Raw genomic sequence first — 15,496 nt, 5'->3', positions numbered from 1 at the left:
AGGCTGCCCCGATTGTCAGGTGCGCCAGCCTGCCCCCGCATAAACCCTGATCCCTGAATCCGGTTCATCGCCGCGTTGACGGATTTTTGGGTCGGCGGGCGGGGGTGCGTCCTTACAATCCCCTTTCTGCGCCGTTCGGGCGGCGTTTGCGCCGCGTGGGCGGTGCGCAGCCGGTCGACAGCTTGCCCGTCAGAGGCAGGGGCCGTATCAACCAGAGGAGGATGTGATCGTGTGGAGTCAAGTCTATGACCCGCTAGGCAGCATGGCGCTTTCGACCATTGCCGCGGGTGTCCCGGTGGCCGTGCTGCTTGCGGCGCTGGCGTTCTTTCACATGCAGGCGCACCTGGCGGCCGGGCTGGCGCTGGTGGTTGGCGTCGTGGTGGCGTCGTTCGTGTTCGGCATGCCGGCCGCGATGGCGGGCAAGGCGGCCGGGCTGGGCATTGTCTCGGGCCTGTTCCCGATTGGCTGGATCGTCCTCAACATCATCTTCCTGCACCGGCTGACCACGTTGAACGGGTCATTCAAGGTGTTGCAGAACTCGATCTCGGGCGTGACCGAGGATCGCCGCCTGCAACTGCTGCTGGTGGCGTTCAGCTTTGGCGCGTTCTTCGAGGGCGCGGCCGGCTTTGGCACGCCGGTGGCCGTGACGGGCGCCATCCTGATCGGGCTGGGCTTCTCGCCGCTGGCCGCGTCGGGCCTGGCGCTGATCGCCAATACGGCGCCGGTGGCGTTCGGCGCGCTGGGTGCGCCGATCATCGGGCTGTCGTCGGTAACCGGCATCGACCAGGTGCAGCTCTCGGCGATGATCGGCCGCCAGTTGCCGTTCTTCTCGGTGCTGGTGCCGTTCTGGCTGATCTGGGCGTTCGCGGGCTTCCGCGGCATGCTGGCGATCTGGCCGGCCATCCTGGTGGCGGGCGTCAGCTTTGCGGTGCCGCAGTTCCTGGTGTCCAACTTCCACGGCCCGTGGCTGGTGGACGTGATCTCGGCGCTGATCTCGATGGGCTGCCTGACGCTGTTCCTGAAGGTCTGGCATCCGAAGGAGATCTGGACGTCCACGCGCATCCTGGGCCGCCACGACGACTCCAAGGTCGACCATCCCGAGGCCCTGGAGGCCGACGCCCGCGCCACGGCCGCCTCGGCCGGCATCTCGGTCGTCAAGGCGTGGATGCCGTGGGTGATCCTGACCATCTTCGTGTTCGTCTGGGGCATCCCCGAGTTCAAGAAGCTGATGGACGGCGTGTGGGCCTGGAAATACCCGATCCCGGGCCTGGACAAGGCCATCATCAAGGGCCCGCCCGTGGTGCCGAAGGAAATCGCCGAAGGCGCGGTGTTCAATTTCAACGTGCTGTCGATGGCGGGCACCGGCATCCTGGTGTCGGCCGTCGTGGGTGGCCTGCTGATGGGCTACTCGGTGCCGCGCCTGCTCAAGGAGTACTGGGAAACCATCAAGCTCGTGCGCTATTCGCTGCTGACGATCTGCGCGATGTTCGGCATCGGCTACCTGACCCGCTACTCGGGCCTGGATGCCACGCTGGGCCTGGCGTTTGCCCAGACCGGCGTGCTCTACCCGCTGTTCGGCACGATGCTGGGCTGGCTGGGCGTGGCGCTGACGGGCTCGGACACGGCGTCGAACGTGCTGTTCGGCGGCCTGCAGAAGACCACGGCCGAGCAGCTTGGCCTGTCGCCGACGCTGATGGCGGCGGCCAACAGCTCGGGCGGCGTGATGGGCAAGATGATCGACGCGCAATCGATCGTGGTGGCGTCCACGGCGACCAAGTGGTACGGCCACGAGGGCGAGATCCTGCGCTACGTGTTCTTCCACTCGGTCGTGCTGGCCGTGCTGGTGGGCCTGTTCGTGACGCTGCAGGCGTACGTGCACCCGTTCACGCTGATGGTGATCCACTGACGGGCCGCCGCCAGACCGGCAGCCGTCCCCGACAGCCCCGCCCCTGGCGGGGCTTTTTCATGGGCGCCGGCCGCGCCCGAATCGCCGTCCGGTTTGCCGATTCCCAGGTCTGCCTTTTGCTACAATCGCCGCCATGAGTTATCAAGTTCTAGCGCGCAAATGGCGCCCACGGGATTTCACCACGCTGGTCGGCCAGGAGCACGTGGTGCGCGCGCTCACGCATGCGCTGGAACAGCAGCGGCTGCATCACGCCTACCTGTTCACCGGCACGCGGGGCGTTGGCAAGACCACGCTGTCCCGGATCCTGGCCAAGGCCCTGAACTGCACCGGCCCCGATGGCAACGGCGGCATCACCGCCCAGCCGTGCGGCCAGTGCAAGGCGTGCCAGGAAATCGACAGCGGGCGGTTTGTCGACTACATCGAGATGGACGCGGCGTCCAACCGCGGCGTCGACGAGATGGCGCAACTGCTGGACAAGGCCGTCTACGCCCCCGGCACCGGCCGCTTCAAGGTCTACATGATCGATGAAGTGCACATGCTGACCAACCACGCCTTCAACGCCATGCTGAAGACGCTGGAGGAGCCGCCCGGGCACGTCAAGTTCATCCTGGCCACGACCGATCCGCAGAAAATCCCCGTGACCGTGCTGTCGCGCTGCCTGCAGTTCAACCTGAAGCAGATGCCGCCGGGCCATATCGTCTCGCACCTGGACCATATCCTGGCCCAGGAAGGCATCGGCCACGACGGCAGCGCGCTGCGGCTGCTGGCGCAGGCGGCCCATGGGTCGATGCGCGACGCGCTGTCGCTGACCGACCAGGCCATCGCCTACAGCGCGGGCCAGGTGTCCGAGGAAGCGGTGCGCGGCATGCTGGGCGCGATCGACCAGAGCTACCTGGTGCAGCTGCTGGACGCGCTGGCTGCCGAGGACGCCGCCGCGATGCTCGGGATTGCCGATGCGATGGCCGACCGCAGCCTGTCGTTCGCCGGCGCGCTGCAGGACCTGGGGTCGCTGCTGCACAAGGTGGCGCTGGCGCAGGCCGTGCCGGCGTCGGTGCAGGACGAGTGGCCCGAGGCCGAGGACGTCCGCCGCCTGGCCGGGCTGTTCGACGCGCAGGAGATCCAGCTTTTCTACCAGATTGCCAACCTGGGCCGCAGCGAACTGGCGCTGGCGCCGGACGAGTACGCCGGCTTCACGATGACGCTGCTGCGCATGCTGGCGTTCCGTCCGTCGTCCACGCCGTTGGCCCCGGCCGGCGGGCAGGGCGGCGGACAGCCGGTGGCGCGCCCGCGCCCGGCCAGTCCCGCAGCCCCGGCCACGCCGCGCGCGATGGCGCCGGCAGCCGTGGCGGCGCCGGCGAAAGCCGAGCCCCGCGTCGAACCCGCCCAGCGCGTGGCGCCGCCGGTGGCCGAGCCGCTGGCCGCCCCCGTGGCTGCCGGCGCCCCGGTCGCCCCGGCCGAACCTTCCGAACCGGCCGCCCGCGTCGCCGCTGCCGCCCCTGCCGCCCCCATCGTACCTGCTACCCCCGCCGTGACCCCGGCCCCGACCGCTCCGGCCCCCGCGCCGGCCGCCGGCCGTACGGCGATGTCGCCCGCGCGGGCCGCGCTGGAGGCTGCCCGCCAGGCTTCGGCCGGCAAGGGCGCCAGCCGTCCGGCAGGGGCCAGCGCGCCGCCGATGGCCGGTGCCGCCGCCGCGGCAGCCAGCAGCCAGCGTCCGCCGGCCCAGCCGCTGCGCCCGCCCGCGGCCGCACGTCCGGCAACGGCCGCCGCGCCCGCCCCGGTGCCAGCCGCTGCCGCCGAGACTGCTCCTGATACGCCCGCGCCCGCCGAGCCGGTCCGCCCGCAGCCCGCGCCCGCAGCCAAGGCCGCACCGGCTGCCAAGCCTGCCGCGCCGGCCGAGGTGCCGCCCTGGGAGGCCGCCGGCGGCAGCGACGTGCCGCCGTGGGAGGCCATGCCGCCCGACATGCCAGTGATCGGCCCGTACGACAGCGATCCCGGCTTCGATGCCAGCTTTGGCGGTTTCGACAGCGCTCCCGACAACGGTTTCGAATCCGAAAGCTCCGCGCGCCCGTCCCGTGGCGCCGGCCGCGCGGCCCCGACACCGGTGCAGGCCCGCAAGCCCGAGCCACCGCCCGAACCGGCGGTGCCGCTGGCACCGGCCGTACCGCCGATGGCGCCCAGCGCCGCCGACGATGGCACGCCGCCCGTGTTCACTGGCGACTGGCCGGCGCTGGCCGCCACGCTGCCGCTCAAGGGGCTGGCGCAGCAACTGGCGCACCAGAGCGAGCTGCACCGCGTGGTCGGCCGCACGCTGCACCTGCGCGTGCCGGTGGCGGCCATCGCCGAAGCCAACGTGGCCGAGCGCCTGCAGGCGGCGCTATGCGAGCAGTTCCAGGTCGACGTGCGCGTGCAGTGCGAGATTGGCGCGGTCACGCATACGGCGGCCGCCGTGGATGCCGCGGCGCGCGCCGAGCGCCAGCGCGAGGCCGAGGCCGAGATTGACCGGGACCCCTTCGTGCAGGGGCTGCTGCGCGAGTTTGGCGGGCAGATCGTGCCCGGGTCCGTGCAGCCGCGCGCGGCCTGAACCTGAATTCGAGAGGCGGCCATTGGCGTGCCAGCCACGCAGCGCCGCCCGTTTCCCATACACACATCCAAGGAGTAACGCCATGATGAAAGGTCAACTGGCCGGGCTGATGAAGCAGGCCCAGCAGATGCAGGAAAACATGAAGAAGATGCAGGACCAGCTTGCCCAGATCGAGGTCGAGGGCCAGTCCGGCGCCGGCCTGGTGAAGGTGGTCATGACCTGCAAGAACGACGTGAAGCGCGTGACCATCGATCCGAGCCTGCTGGCCGACGACAAGGACCTGCTGGAAGACCTGGTGGCCGCCGCGTTCAACGACGCCGTGCGCAAGGCCGAGGCCACCACGCAGGAGAAGATGGGCTCGATGACGTCGGGCCTGCCGCTGCCGCCGGGCTTCAAGCTGCCGTTCTGAGCGCCACCCTTATCGCCATTCCCATGCGCGTATCGTTCCAGGCGGTGCCATGAAAGCGGCACCGCCCACCTCGCTGCAGGCGCTGATCGACGCGCTGAAGGTCCTGCCCGGCGTGGGGCCGAAATCGGCCCAGCGCATGGCCTACCACCTGCTGCAGCATGACCGCGACGGCGCGCGCAAGCTCGGCGACGCGCTGCGCGGCGCCGCCGACGGCATCCGCCATTGCCAGCGCTGCAACACCTTCACCGAGCAGGACATCTGCGAGACCTGCCGCGACCCCGACCGGGACCCGGCGCTGCTCTGCGTGGTGGAAACGCCCGCGGACCAGGTCATGATCGAGCAGACGCTGACCTACCGCGGCCAGTACTTCGTGCTGATGGGGCGGCTGTCGCCGCTCGACGGCATCGGCCCGAAGGAGATTCACCTGGAGCGCCTGCTGGCGCGTGCCACGGACCCCGAGTACGGCGGCCCGGCCACCGAGGTGATCGTGGCCACCAATTTCACGAGCGAGGGCGAGGCCACCGCGCACTACATCGGCGAGATGCTGAAGGCGCGCGGGCTGAAGGTGTCGCGGCTGGCGCGCGGCGTGCCGGTGGGCGGGGAACTCGAATACGTCGACGCGGGCACCATCGCCCGTGCCGTGATGGACCGCCGCACGCTCTGACCATGAACCTCGCGCGCTTCGACCTCGTCACGCTCGGCCTGTTCGTCGCCGTGGCCCGCCAGGGCAGCATCTCGGCCGGGGCGCGGCAGTCGCACCTGGCCGTGGCGGCCGCCAGCAAGCGGATTTCCGACCTGGAGGCGTCCGTGGGCGCGCCGCTGTTCTTCCGCCACGCGGCCGGCGTGCAGCTCACCGAGGCGGGGCAGGCGTGCTTCCACCATGCGCTGACCATCCTGCAGGACGTGGAGCGGATGGCGGGCGTGATGTCCGACTACGCGTCGGGCGTGCGCGGGCAGGTGCGCGTCTGCGCGAACACGTCGGCGATCACCCAGTTCCTGCCCGACGACCTGGCGCAGTTCATGCGCCAGCATCCCACCATCCGCATCGAGCTGGAAGAACACAACAGCAGCGACATCGTGGCCGCGCTGATGGAAAACCGCGCCGACGTCGGCATCTTTGCCGACCGCACGCCGTGCACCGGGCTGGTCACGGTGGAGTACCGGCAGGACGAGCTGGTCATCATCACGCCCCCGGGCCATCCGCTGGCGCAGGATGGGCCGGTTCACTACGCTGATGCGCTCGAATACGACTTTGTCAGCCTGCCGCAGGTGACGTCGCTGGCCGCGCGGCTGCTGGAGGAAAGCAGCCGGCTGGAACGCCAGTTCCGGCTGCGCATCCAGGTACGCAGCTTCGACGCGATGTGCCGCATGGTGATGGCCGGCCTGGGCGTCGGCGTGCTGCCGCGCATCGCCGCCGAGCCGCACGTCAAGTCGATGGGCCTGGCACTGGTCGGCCTGCGCGACCCCTGGGCCCGCCGCTCGCTGCTGATCGGCATGCGCGACCCGGCCGGGCTCACGGTATCGGCGCGGCTGCTGATCACGCATCTGTGCGGGGATCGGGCGCCGTTCTAGGGCTTGCCTGGCGCGTCGCCAGTTGAACGGCTGGCCCTCTCCCCCGGCCCCTCTCCCGCCGTGCGGGAGAGGGGAGAAAACAAGCGGGGACGTTTGAGCTACCGCACGGTTCTGGCTCCCCTCTCCCACAACGTGGGAGAGGGGCTGGGGGTGAGGGCGTTGAGGCTCTGCTTGCCGACAGGTCGCGGTTTGCACCGCTGGCTCTCTCCCCCGGCCCCTCTCCCGCCTTGCGGGAGAGGGGAGAAAACAAGCGGGGACGCCTGAGTTACCGCACGGTTCTGGCTCCCCTCTCCCACAACGTGGGAGAGGGGCTGGGGGTGAGGGCGTTGAGGCTCCGCTTGCCGACCTGTCTCAGTTTGAGCCGCTGGCCCTCTCCCCCGGCCCCTCTCCCGCCGTGCGGGAGAGGGGAGAAACAAGCGGGACGCCTGAGCCATTCCCCATACCCCTACCGCGCCACCACCGCCTCGTCTGCGAATTCCACGCGGTCGCGGCCCTTGTGCTTGCTGCGGTAGAGCGCCTGGTCGGCGCGCGAGATCATGCCGTGGATGGTGTCGCCGGGCTGGACGCTGGCCACGCCCAGGCTGGCCGTCATCGGGCCGGTCAGCGGGAAATGGCGTTCGGACACGGTGCGGCGCAGCCCTTCGGCCAGGGCCACGGCGGCCGGTGCGTCGGTGTCGGGGCAGATGATCAGGAATTCCTCGCCACCCCAGCGGCCCACGGTGTCCACGTCGCGCATCGCGTCCAGGATGCGGCCGGCCAGTTCCACCAGCACGCGGTCGCCCACCTGGTGGCCGTGGTTGTCGTTGATGGCCTTGAAGCGGTCGACGTCGATCAGGATGATCGAGAACGGGTGGCCGTCGCGGCGGTGGCGCTCCAGTTCGCTGATCAGCACCGCGTCCAGGTGGCGGCGGTTGAAGACGCCGGTCAGCTGGTCGGTCTTCGACAGCGCCTCCAGCTGCAGGTTTTTCTCGACCAGTTCGGTCTGGGTGGCCTGGATCTGCGCGAACGCCTCATGGCTGCGCTGGATGGCGGCGCGCACGGTCAGTTCCGCCTCGGTGCGCTCGGCGATGATCCGCTTGAGCTTGCGCAGCACCTGATTGAAGCCGTCGATCACGCTGTCGAACTCGGTGCGGCCGATGCGCGACAGCTCGTCCAGCTCGTCGCCATGGCCCGATGCCAGCTGGAACAGCGCCCGCTGCAGGCGTTCCAGCGGGCGAAAGACCATGCGCAGCCCGAACGTCAGCAGCAGCACCAGCACCACGTCGATGGCCGCCACCTCGGTCACGCCGTGCATCATCGCGTTGCGCAGCGCCCGCTCCATCGGCTCGTGCGAAAAGCGGATGACGGCGGTGCCGATCGGCTGCTCGCGCCGGGCGGCGTCGATGCTGGCCGGCGGGTAGATCTGCACCTCGCTCAGCGCGTCGTGCGGGCCGATGGCGGAGCAGGGCGGGCGGCCCGGCGCGGCCGGATGGCCGGCCGTGGCATAGGTTTCGCGGCCGTCGGGCGAGAACACGCACGCCTCGTAGACTTCCGGATGCACCAGCATGGCTTCCAGCCGGCTGCGCAGGATGCCGACGTTGAGCGCCCAGGCCGGCTCGGCCAGGCTCTGCCCCAGGCTATCGACGATCTCCGCGCGCGCCCGCTCGAAGCGCTGCGTCAGTTCCTGGCGCAACTGCCACTGCCGGTGCGCGGCGAATGCCCCCAGCGTTGTCGTGGTGACAACGATGAACAGCACGATCATCCTGTTCCGGATCGAATGGACCGGGGGAAGCTGTGGCATGAAGGGCTCGACCTGAAGGCATCAGGGACGGATTCTATTGATCCACCGCCTTGTTGAATAGCTGGCGGAAACGCGCCAGTTCCGGGTGCGATGCCTCGTATTTGCGGCTGAAGCCCACATGGACCGATTCGGCGCGGATATTCAGCACGCGCCTGGACTTGTAGCGCATCCGTTCGGGCAGTCCGCGCGCCTCCAGCGCGACCAGCGCCTCGTTGATGACGGCGCTGGGGTTGACCACGCAATCGATCTCGCCAACCAGCATCTTCTTGACCAGGTCGTGGAACTCGTGGCCCTCGACGATCTCGATCCGGCCCTCGCGCGCCATCTCGAAAAAGCGCGGCCCCGGCGCCAGGTACGCGCGCTGGTTGCCGAACCGCAGGCCGGCAAAGTCGTCCGGATAGGTGTGGAACGTGCGGCCGGCAATGGCGTCGCGGTTGCAGTGGACGGCCACCTCCTCGATATAGAACGGTCGGGAGTGGTTCAGGAACGGCCGTTCCTTCGGCCGGTAGTAGACGCCCAGGATGCCGGCGCTGTTGCCGTTGCGGGCTTCCTCGACCACGCGGGCCCACGAGGCGAAGCGGATCTCGACCTTGAACTCGGGCGGCATCCGCTTGAGCACGCGCTGCAGGTGGTCGATGTAGGCGCCCTTGGGCACACCGTTTTCCTCGTATGACTGCGGCCGCTGGCCGGCCTCGGAGTACAGCACGATGGGGGTGGTCTGCGCCAGCGCGAGCGTCGATGTCCAGCAGGCGCAGGCGGCGCAGAGGATGCGGCAAAGGCGGGTCAGTCGCATGGCATCGGGGCCGCTGAGGTAGGTGCGGGGCAGGGTGTGCCCGGGCGTGTGCCCCGGATAACGGCAGGTCGCGGGGCGAAGTTGACCCAACCCGCCGTCAGGGTTAGCCCCAATCCTTCGCATTCCGAGAAAACCCGCTTTCCGGAATGCCGATTCCGCGTCACCCCGCGCTGTAGCACACTCCGTCGAAACAAAGCCAATCCCCCCATACGGGTCAGTTTCACGGAGACATTTCCAACATGGCGCAACAGATTCTCAACGGCATCAAGGTCCTGGAACTGGGCCAGTTGATCGCCGGCCCCTTTGCCGCCAAGACCCTGGCCGATTTCGGCGCCCATGTGGTCAAGGTGGAGCCGCCCGGCCAGGGCGACCCGCTGCGCAAATGGCGCATGCTGCACGACGACACCTCGGTCTGGTGGGAGGCACAGTCCCGCAACAAGCAGTCGATCGCCATCGACCTGCGCCAGCCGGACGGCCAGGCGCTGGTGCGCAAGCTGGCCGCCGAAGCCGACGTGCTGATCGAAAACTTCCGTCCCGGCACCATGGAAAAGTGGGGCATGGGCTGGGACGTGCTGCATCAGGCCAACCCGAAGCTGATCATGCTGCGCGTGTCGGGCTACGGGCAGACCGGCCCCAAGCGCGATGAACCGGGCTTTGCGGCCGTGGCCGAGGCCATGAGCGGTTTGCGTCACCTGACGGGCGAGCCGGGCCGGCCGCCGGTGCGCGCGGGGCTGTCGCTGGGCGACACCATCGCCGGCCTGCACGGCGCGCTGGGCGTGCTGCTGGCGCTGTACGAGCGCGACGCGCGCGGCGGCGTGGGGCAGGTCATCGACGTGGCGCTCTACGAATCGCTGTTCAACCTCAGCGAAAGCCTGCTGCCCGAGTACTCGGCGTTTGGCGCGGTGCGCCAGCCGGCCGGCGGCGCGCTGCCGGGCATCGCACCGTCCAACGCCTACCCGTGCGGCTGCGGCGACTACGTGCTGATTGCCGCCAACGGCGACGCCATCTTCAAGCGGCTGATGACGGCCATGGGCCGGGAAGACCTGGGCGAGGACCCGGGCCTGGCCCGCAACGACGGCCGGGTGAAGCGCGTGGACGAGATCGACGCCGCGATTGCCGCCTGGACCCGCACCCAGACCGTGGCGTCCGCGCTGGCGCTGCTGCGCGCCGCCGACGTGCCGTCCGGGCGCATCTACACGGTCAAGGACATCGCCGAGGACCCGCACTACCGGGCCCGCGAGGTCATCGAGACCGTGACGTCCGCCAAGGGGCTGGCCGTCGAGGTGCCGGGGATCATCCCGAAGCTGTCCGGCAACCCGGGCGCCATCCATGACCGCGCGCCCACGCTGGGCGAGCATACCGACAACGTGCTGGCGCAGGCCGGCTTTGACGCGGCGGCCATTGCCGACCTGCGTGCCAAGGGGGTGATTGCATGAGTGCCCAGACCTATCCGCTGGCCGGGCCGGCCAGGATCGAGATCAACGAGGTGGCGCCGCGCGACGGCCTGCAGATCGAACCGTTCGTGGTGCCCACCGAGGGCAAGGTCGCCTTTGTCAACGCGCTGGCCCACTGCGGGTTTGCGCGCATCGAGGCCACGTCGTTCACGTCGGCCCGGGCCATCCCCGCGCTGGCCGACGCCGAGGCCGTGATGCACCAGGTCGAGCGCGTGCCGGGCGTGCGCTACACGGTGCTGGTGCCCAACCTGCGCGGGCTGGAGCGCGCGCTGTCGTGCCGTCCGGACGAGGTCAACCTGGTGATGTCGGCCAGCGAGACGCACAACCGCGCCAACCTGCGCATGACGCGCGAGCAGTCGAAGGCCCAGTTGCTGGCGATGACCGAGGCGGCCAACGCGGCCGGCGTGCCGGTCAATATCTCGCTGTCGACCGTGTTCGGCTGCCCGTTCGAGGGCGATGTGGCCGAAGTCGACGTGATGGCGCTGGCCCGGACGTTCGCGGACGCCGGCGCGGCCGGCATCACGCTGTGCGACACCACGGGCATGGCCTATCCGAGCCAGGTGGCCGCGCTGTGCCAGACGTTCCAGCGCACGCTGCCGGGCGTCGGCCTGACGATCCACCTGCACAACACGCGCGGCATGGGCCTGGCCAATGCCATCGCGGCCTGGCAGACCGGCGTGACGCGCTTTGACGCGGCCGCCGGCGGGCTGGGCGGCTGCCCGTACGCGCCCGGCGCCAGCGGCAACGTCAGCACCGAGGAACTGGTGCACATGTTCGCGTCGATGGGCGTGGATACCGGCGTGGACCTGGCGGCGCTGCTGGCGGTGGTCGGCGGCGTGTCCGAGCTGGTCCAGCGCGACGTGCCCAGCCAGTTGCTGCGCGCCGGCCCGCGCCTGCGCACGCACCAGCCGCCGGCCTGGATGGCGGAGTTCTTCGCCGGGCAGGCTCGGCAGGCTTGAGACGGGTTAATTACCCACGGATTTCCAAAGTCCCCCATAAAACATACGGAGACAATCATGCAACGCAATTCCTACGGCGCCGCGGCGCTGCTGGCCGCCGGCCTGATGGCGTCGGGCGCCCAGGCCCAGGACGGTGCCTACCCGAACCGCCCGGTCATGCTCGTGGTGTCGGCCGCCGCCGGCGGCACGACCGACCTCGCGGCGCGCCTGATCGCCGAGCCGCTGGCCAAGGCGCTGGGCCAGTCGGTGGTGGTCGACAACAAGCCGGGCGGCAACGGCACCATCGCCGCGCAGAACGTGCAGCGCGCCAAGCCGGACGGCTACACGCTGCTGGTGCAGTACTCGGGCTACCACGTGATCACGCCGCTGCTGACCAAGACGTCGTGGGACCCGGTCAAGGACTTCATGCCGGTGGCCAACCTGCTGTCGGCGCCGCAGGTGTTGGTGGTGCGGCCCAGCCTGCCGGTCAAGTCGCTCAAGGAGCTGGTGGCGTACGCCAAGGCCAATCCGAACAAGCTCAACTATGCGTCGTCGGGCAATGGGTCGCTGCAGCACGTGTCGACCGAGCTGCTCAACCAGATGGCCGGCATCAAGATCACCCACGTGCCGTACAAGGGCACCGGCCCGGCCATGACCGACCTGCTGGGCGGCAACGTCGACATGACGATGACCACGCCGCCGCCGCTGATGGGCCATATCGCCGCCGGCAAGCTGCGCCCGCTGGTGGTGACCAGCAAGGCCCGGCTGGACAGCCTGAAGGACGTGCCGTCCGCGCCCGAGGCCGGCTACCCCGACCTGGACGTGTCGTCGTGGTTCGCCATGTACGCGCCGGCCGGCACGCCCAAGGCCGTGGTGGACAAGCTGACCACCGAGATCGAGAAGATCATGAAGACCGACGCCTTCCGCAAGAAGGCCGAGGAACTGGGCGCCGAGGCGAAGTACATGAACCCGCAGCAACTTGACCAGTACCAGAAGGCCGAGCTCCAGCGCTGGGGCAAGGTGATCAAGTCCGCCAACATCCAGGCCGAATGAGGCCGGGACCAGCCGATTGAAAGGGCCGCGGCGTAGCATGAGCGCCGCCGCGTTTTCTGTCCGGCCTCCGGTCAACTCCCGATGCGGGAGCCACCGGGGTCGGGTAGCATCGCCGGGAGCCGCTGTGCGGCGGCCCGGCTTTTGCGCGTCGCGCCCCCATTCAAAACAGAAGCAGAAAAGGCAGGAGATCGATATGTACAACAAACGGTTCTGGAAGCAGTTGCTGATTGCGCTGGCGCTGTTCCTGGCAGGCTGGTTCACGTTCGGCAGCGCGTTTGCGCAGGGCAAGCCCGAGAAGCAGAAGGTGACGATCGCCGTGGGCGGCAAGAACCTGTTCTACTACCTGCCGCTGACGATTGCCGAGCGCCTGGGCTACTTCAAGGAAGAGGGCCTGGACGTGGAGATCGTGGACTTTGCCGGCGGCGCCAAGGCGCTGCAGGCCGTGGTGGGCGGCAGCGCCGACGTGGTGTCGGGCGCCTACGAGCACACGATCAACCTGCAGGCCAAGGGCCAGCGCTACCAGGAATTCGTGCTGCAGGGCCGCGCGCCGCAGATCGTGCTGGTGGTGTCGAACAAGACCATGCCGGACTTCAAGTCGATCGCCGACCTGAAGGGCAAGAAGATCGGCGTGACCGCGCCGGGGTCGTCGACCAACATGATGGCCAACTTCGTGCTGGCCAAGGCCGGGCTGAAGCCGTCCGACGTGTCGTTCATCGGCGTGGGTGCCAGCGCCGGCGCCGTGGCCGCCATGCGCTCGGGCCAGATCGACGCGATGGCCAACCTGGACCCGGTGATCTCGATGCTGACGCAGAAGAACGAGGTCAAGATTGCCTCGGACACGCGCACGCTCAAGGAAACGCAGTCGGTGTTCGGCGGCAACATGCCGTCGGGCTGCCTGTACGCGTCGACCAAGTTTATCGAGCAGAACCCGAACACCACGCAGGCGCTGACCAACGCGATGGTGCGGGCGCTGAAGTGGCTGCAGAAGGCCGGCCCGTCCGACATCGTCAAGACCGTGCCGGAAAGCTACCTGCTGGGCGACCGTGCGCTGTACCTGGCCGCCTGGGACAAGGTCAAGGAGGCAATCTCGCCGGACGGCGTGATGCCGGCCGACGGCCCCAAGACCGCGCTGACCACGCTGCAGCAGTTCGACTCAGACCTCAAGGGCAAGTCGATCCAGCTGGACAACACGTTCACGAACACGTTCGTGCAGAAGGCCAACGCCAAGTACAAGTAAGCCTCCCGTCCCCCCGGGACGCCCCGTCGCCCGCCGCGCGCCAGCCGCCCGGCGGGCGAAACGTTTCTCAGAGTCATGCCGTCATGAGCACGCCTGCACTTTCCCTTGAAAACGTGACCTGCACGTTTGTCTCGCGCGAGGACCGCGCGCAGCGCTACACCGCCGTGCGCGATGTCACGATGTCCATCCAGCCCGGCGAATTCCTGTCCGTGGTGGGTCCCACTGGCTGCGGCAAGAGCACGCTGCTCAACGTATCGGCCGGCCTGCTGGAGCCGTCGTCGGGCGAGGTGCGCATCTTCGGCGAGCCGCTGCGCGGCATCAACCGGCGCGCCGGCTACATGTTCCAGACCGAGGCGCTGATGCCCTGGCGCAGCGCGCTGGACAACGTCATCGCCGGCCTGGAGTTCCGCGGCGTGCCGCGCGCCGACGCCGTGGCGCAGGGCGAGGAATGGCTGCGCCGTGTGGGCCTGGGCGGCTTTGGCGACCGGTATCCGCACCAGCTGTCGGGCGGCATGCGCAAGCGCGTGAGCCTGGCGCAGACGCTGGTGATGGACCCGGACATCATCCTGATGGACGAGCCGTTCTCGGCGCTGGACATCCAGACGCGCCAGCTCATGGAAAACGAGGTGCTGGAGCTCTGGGCCGCCAAGCGCAAGGCCGTGCTGTTCATCACGCACGACCTGGACGAGGCCATCGCCATGAGCGACCGCGTGGTGGTGCTGTCAGCCGGCCCGGGCACCCATCCGATCGGCGAGTTCACGATCGACCTGCCGCGCCCGCGCGACGTGGCCGAGATCCGCAACCATCCGCGCTTCGTGGAGCTGCACGCCGCCATCTGGGACGTGCTGCGCGAGGAAGTGCTCAAGGGCTACGCGCAGCAGCGCAAGGTGGCCTGAATCTCCCGACCGGACAACAACAAGATCATGGCTTTTCGTGCTGATTCCCAAGGCATGCTGCGCGTGTGGCAGCTGTTGCTTCTCGTCGTCATCCTGGTCGTGTGGCATCTGGCCACGCGCTCCGAGCAGGTGGCGTTCTTCTTTGGCGAGCCGCTGATGGTGGCGCAGCGCATCTGGAACTGGTTCATCGTCGAGCGCGACATCTACATCCACCTGGGCGTGACGCTGCTGGAAACGGTGCTGGCGTTCGGCATTGGCACCGTGGCCGGGCTGGGCGTGGGGCTGTGGCTGGCGCTGAGCCCGTTCACGTCGGCCGTGCTCGACCCCTACGTCAAGGCGGCCAACTCGATGCCACGCGTGATCCTGGCGCCGATCTTCGCGGTCTGGTTCGGCCTGGGCATCTGGTCGAAGGTGGCGCTGGCCGTGACGCTGGTGTTCTTCATCGTCTTCTTCAACGTCTACCAGGGCGTGAAGGAAGTGAGCCCCGTGGTGCTGGCCAACGCGCGCATGCTGGGCGCCAATCGGCAGCAGTTGCTGCGCCACGTTGTACCTGCCCAGTGCCACGAGCTGGGTGTTCTCGTCGCTCCACACCTCGGTGGGCCTGGCGTTCGTGGGCGCGGTGGTCGGGGAATACCTGGGCTCGGCGCGCGGCGTGGGCTACCTGATCCTGCAGGCGGAAGGCACGTTCGACATCAACACCGTGTTCGCGGGCATCGTGGTGCTGACCGCGTTTGCGCTGGTGCTGGACTGGATGGTGACGGCCGGGGAAAAGCGGCTGATGAAGTGGCAGCCGAAGAGCGGGGAGACGGAGAAGCTCTGAGCGGTGGGCGCTGAGCCTGAGCGCTGAGCGTTGGGCGTTGGGCGTTGGGGGTTGGGC

Annotated in this window: 12 protein-coding genes and 1 pseudogene; 11 read left to right on the top strand and 2 right to left on the bottom strand. The window is 69.0% G+C overall.

The genetic code is table 11. The features are described 5' to 3' along the window. Positions 1–229: 229 nt before the first annotated feature. The 5 genes from EPAKOI_RS09840 (at position 230) to EPAKOI_RS09820 (ending at position 6,468) form a co-directional block, all read left to right on the top strand. Complete coding sequence (locus EPAKOI_RS09840; protein WP_124683945.1) at positions 230–1,906, top strand: L-lactate permease; 1,677 nt, start codon at positions 230–232, stop codon at positions 1,904–1,906. A gap of 133 nt (positions 1,907–2,039) precedes the next feature. Then, the gene (locus EPAKOI_RS09835; RefSeq protein ID WP_423192115.1) at positions 2,040–4,487 is read left to right on the top strand and encodes a DNA polymerase III subunit gamma/tau; all 2,448 of its coding nucleotides are present in this window, start codon (positions 2,040–2,042) and stop codon (positions 4,485–4,487) included. Positions 4,488–4,569: 82 nt separating this feature from the next. Beyond that, positions 4,570–4,896 carry a YbaB/EbfC family nucleoid-associated protein gene (locus tag EPAKOI_RS09830; RefSeq protein WP_124683947.1) on the top strand — a complete coding sequence of 109 codons (327 nt, stop codon included), beginning with the start codon at positions 4,570–4,572 and terminating at the stop codon, positions 4,894–4,896. A gap of 49 nt (positions 4,897–4,945) precedes the next feature. Next, positions 4,946–5,560 carry a recombination mediator RecR gene (recR, locus tag EPAKOI_RS09825; RefSeq protein ID WP_124683948.1) on the top strand — a complete coding sequence of 205 codons (615 nt, stop codon included), beginning with the start codon at positions 4,946–4,948 and terminating at the stop codon, positions 5,558–5,560. A 2-nt stretch (positions 5,561–5,562) separates the two neighbouring features. Further along, positions 5,563–6,468: a LysR family transcriptional regulator gene (locus EPAKOI_RS09820; RefSeq protein ID WP_124683949.1), complete on the top strand. Its 906-nt coding sequence runs from the start codon at positions 5,563–5,565 to the stop codon at positions 6,466–6,468. Positions 6,469–6,913: 445 nt separating this feature from the next. Here the strand turns inward: EPAKOI_RS09820 and EPAKOI_RS09815 are convergent, their stop codons facing one another. Together EPAKOI_RS09815 and EPAKOI_RS09810 are read right to left on the bottom strand one after the other, a co-directional pair. Next, the gene (locus EPAKOI_RS09815; RefSeq protein WP_423192114.1) at positions 6,914–8,248 is read right to left on the bottom strand and encodes a GGDEF domain-containing protein; all 1,335 of its coding nucleotides are present in this window, start codon (positions 8,246–8,248) and stop codon (positions 6,914–6,916) included. Positions 8,249–8,282: 34 nt separating this feature from the next. Beyond that, positions 8,283–9,041, bottom strand: a complete 759-nt coding sequence (locus tag EPAKOI_RS09810) for a substrate-binding periplasmic protein (protein WP_172966047.1) — start codon at positions 9,039–9,041, stop codon at positions 8,283–8,285. Positions 9,042–9,280: 239 nt separating this feature from the next. Here EPAKOI_RS09810 and EPAKOI_RS09805 point away from each other — a divergent pair, with 239 nt between their 5' ends. From EPAKOI_RS09805 to EPAKOI_RS09780, 6 genes and pseudogenes are all read left to right on the top strand, one after another. After that, positions 9,281–10,477 (top strand): CaiB/BaiF CoA transferase family protein, encoded by a 1,197-nt coding sequence (locus tag EPAKOI_RS09805; protein ID WP_423192113.1) that lies wholly within the window; start codon positions 9,281–9,283, stop codon positions 10,475–10,477. Further along, the gene (locus EPAKOI_RS09800) at positions 10,474–11,454 is read left to right on the top strand and encodes a hydroxymethylglutaryl-CoA lyase (protein ID WP_423192112.1); all 981 of its coding nucleotides are present in this window, start codon (positions 10,474–10,476) and stop codon (positions 11,452–11,454) included. Before EPAKOI_RS09805 ends, EPAKOI_RS09800 begins: the two co-directional genes overlap by 4 nt. A gap of 57 nt (positions 11,455–11,511) precedes the next feature. After that, a complete protein-coding gene (locus EPAKOI_RS09795) occupies positions 11,512–12,486 on the top strand; it encodes a tripartite tricarboxylate transporter substrate binding protein (RefSeq protein WP_313840080.1) in 975 nt (324 codons plus the stop codon). A gap of 193 nt (positions 12,487–12,679) precedes the next feature. Further along, complete coding sequence (locus EPAKOI_RS09790; protein WP_423192111.1) at positions 12,680–13,723, top strand: ABC transporter substrate-binding protein; 1,044 nt, start codon at positions 12,680–12,682, stop codon at positions 13,721–13,723. An 83-nt stretch (positions 13,724–13,806) separates the two neighbouring features. Continuing rightward, complete coding sequence (locus EPAKOI_RS09785; protein WP_124683957.1) at positions 13,807–14,619, top strand: ABC transporter ATP-binding protein; 813 nt, start codon at positions 13,807–13,809, stop codon at positions 14,617–14,619. A gap of 27 nt (positions 14,620–14,646) precedes the next feature. Next, positions 14,647–15,439, top strand: a pseudogene (locus EPAKOI_RS09780) (ABC transporter permease). Positions 15,440–15,496 lie beyond the last annotated feature (57 nt).

Source organism: Cupriavidus sp. H18C2 (assembly GCF_049393795.1).
Lineage (GTDB): Bacteria > Pseudomonadota > Gammaproteobacteria > Burkholderiales > Burkholderiaceae > Cupriavidus > Cupriavidus pauculus_C.
This window is presented reverse-complemented; position numbering and strand designations above follow the sequence as displayed.